A 2,526-nucleotide genomic window follows, 5' to 3' on the forward strand; every position below is an offset into this window, starting at 1 on the left:
GATGAATGGTCCGACAACGAAGGCCGCACACTTGCTCCATCCAATCCGGGATCGTTCCAATACGTGATGGAGAGGGAATTTTACGGACCACTCGGTGAACTCACCGTGCCAGAGCAGCAACGATTCTTCGCGACGAAGGATACTTTGCCTCACTATGCGGGTCACATTCAGCAGTTGAAAGCTCAAGGGGCCAAGCTTGTTGTTATTTATGGCATTGGCCGCGTGTTCCATATTGCCTTCTGGGAACCGCACTTTGCCGCTGAATACAACACCGAAGCGGAGTGGAAGCAAGCCACACATCGGATTGGAGCCCGCCTGCACCCGTTAACTGTTGAACAAAATGCGATAACAAGCTTCAAGAGTCGAACTACACTAGTACCATGTCGGGCTAATACGATTGGACCGGGATTGTTCCTGCAAGCCGACTACGCGATTGGTGGCGCGGATGGGGCACTCGGTCGAGGAATGATGTGGCAAGGAATGTCGCTCGCCGTGACCCTTCGGTATGGCACCGATATGTGGGTTCCCTCTTCCTACATGCCAACGTTGCAAGGTAAGCTATTTTTTCTCAAGGAGCTGGCGGGGCCGTTGGAACCCGAGCTTAATTAATCAGGATAGGGAGATCGATATGAACATACTAGCAATTGGAGCGCATCCAGACGATCTGGAGATTTCCTGCGCCGGGACTTTAACCAAGATGCAACAGGCCGGACACCATGTGGTGATGTGCCATGCAAGCGATGGAGATAAAGGGCATTACAAGATACCTCCTGAAGAGCTGATCGTTATTCGCAAGCAAGAAGCTCAGGCCGCAGGTCAGCGGATTGGCTGTGAAGTTATATCGCTTGGGATGAAGGATTGCGAGATATCGTCTGCGAATGAAGAGGCGAAGTTGGCCTTTGTGAATGTGATCCGCTATGCCAAACCCGATATGATCATCACACATGCGCCTAATGACTACATGCCGGATCATGTGGAGGTTAGCAAGCTGGTCTTCGATACATCGTTCTTGGCAACTTTAACCGCGTTCAAAACCGACCAACCTGGGTTAGCAAAAGTACCTGCACTCTTCTATATGGATAATCTGGCGGGCGTTGGGTTTGAACCGACGATTTATGTAGATATTACCGACACCCTGGGGACGAAGCTCGATATGCTGAGCTGCCATCAGAGTCAGCTTCTATGGCTGAAGGAGCACGATAACGTCGACATCCTGGATTTTGTGGAAACGAACGCCAAATCTCGCGGATTTCAATCTGGATGCAAGTATGCCGAAGCCTTCATTCAACATATGGTGTGGACGCGTCCAAATGCAGTGCGGTTTCCGGTGTAAGCAGTTATTCATTTCATTAGGGGAGGCTCGAATATGAAAACGCTTAAGTTTGCCGTAGTTGGAACGGGTTGGGTGGCCGGCGAGTACATGAAAGCGATTCGGTCGCGTGAAGATTCGGAAGTAACGGCAGTCGTCAGTCGCAATGAGGAGTATGCCAGACAGAAGCTGTCGGACAATGGGATTGATGCGCGTATCTATACAGAGTTCGCGGATGCCGTCCAAGATCCGAATGTAGATGCGGTCGTTCTATGTTCTACGCCAGATGTGCGTCCTGAACAGGCGATCCTCGCCGCCCAGCACGGGAAACACATCGTAATGGAGAAACCGCTTTCCATGAATCGCGAAGCGTTGTGGAAGATGGCGGACGCCCTTGAGAAGTGGCCGGTTCATACGGTTGCGAGCTTCGTCCTTCGTTGGAATCCCTCCTTCCAGAATACGAGAGCATTCATTCAAGAGGATGCCATCGGCCGCCCATATATGGTTAATATCGACTATTGGCATCATGTTGGTCCGCAATATGGCCAATTCCGCTGGAGTAAGACGAAGGCGAATGGAGGCAGCAGTATGTTGTCCGCGGGCTGTCATGCGGTGGATGCGGTACGATTTTTTGCCGGTGATATTGAGGAAGTGACTGCTTATAGCTGCCAGACTTGGGCCAATTCCGAGTACGAGTTCGACCCGAATGCGATCGCCATCTTCAAGCTGAAGAATGGAGGGATCGGTAAAGTGTCTTCCTCACTCGAATGCAAGACCCCGTACAAATTCAATGTACATATTCTCGGGGAGAAGGGTGCGATCATGAACAATCAGCTGTTCTCGCACAAGTGGCCGGGTCAGACCGAGTATGCGACTATCCCTACAATTCTGCCGGACAGCGGCGATGTATCGCATCATCCGTTCACACAGGAGATTGATGATTTCGTGCAAGCGGTCAAAACAAACTCCACTACTTTATGTGAATTCGCAGATGCCTTCAAGACGATGGAAGTGTGCTATGCCATCGATGAATCGATCGCCAGCGGGAAGCCTGTACGGTTGCCTCTTCAACGCAATTAGACCATACAATCGGAAGGATGAGAGAACGATGACGGTAAGATTAGGATTGATCGGCGYAGGCGGTATTGCCAAACACCATCTCATGGGATTAACCCAGATCAAGGATGCAGAGGTAGTCCGGGTATACGATGTTAATG

At 50.9% G+C, this 2,526-nt stretch carries 3 protein-coding genes; all 3 read left to right on the forward strand.

The window, feature by feature from the left end; genetic code table 11:
* On the forward strand, positions 1–609 hold a 609-nt coding region (locus AC1DWB_RS33510), incomplete at its 5' end, for a sugar phosphate isomerase family (protein ID WP_477545414.1).
* 19 nt (positions 610–628) lie between these two features.
* The gene (locus AC1DWB_RS33515; RefSeq protein ID WP_477545415.1) at positions 629–1,333 is read left to right on the forward strand and encodes a PIG-L deacetylase family protein; all 705 of its coding nucleotides are present in this window, start codon (positions 629–631) and stop codon (positions 1,331–1,333) included.
* A 33-nt stretch (positions 1,334–1,366) separates the two neighbouring features.
* Positions 1,367–2,389, forward strand: coding sequence for a Gfo/Idh/MocA family protein (locus AC1DWB_RS33520; RefSeq protein ID WP_477545416.1), 1,023 nt, complete (start codon positions 1,367–1,369; stop codon positions 2,387–2,389).
* The last annotated feature ends 137 nt before the right edge of the window (positions 2,390–2,526 follow it).

This window comes from Paenibacillus sp. P4_E11, from assembly GCF_056401635.1.

Bases quoted from the DNA above. Each gene is read 5' to 3' on its own strand.
- AC1DWB_RS33515 (WP_477545415.1), top strand. From the start codon at position 629: ATGAACATACTAGCAATTGGAGCGCATCCAGACGATCTGGAGATTTCC.
- AC1DWB_RS33520 (WP_477545416.1), top strand. From the start codon at position 1,367: ATGAAAACGCTTAAGTTTGCCGTAGTTGGAACGGGTTGGGTGGCCGGC.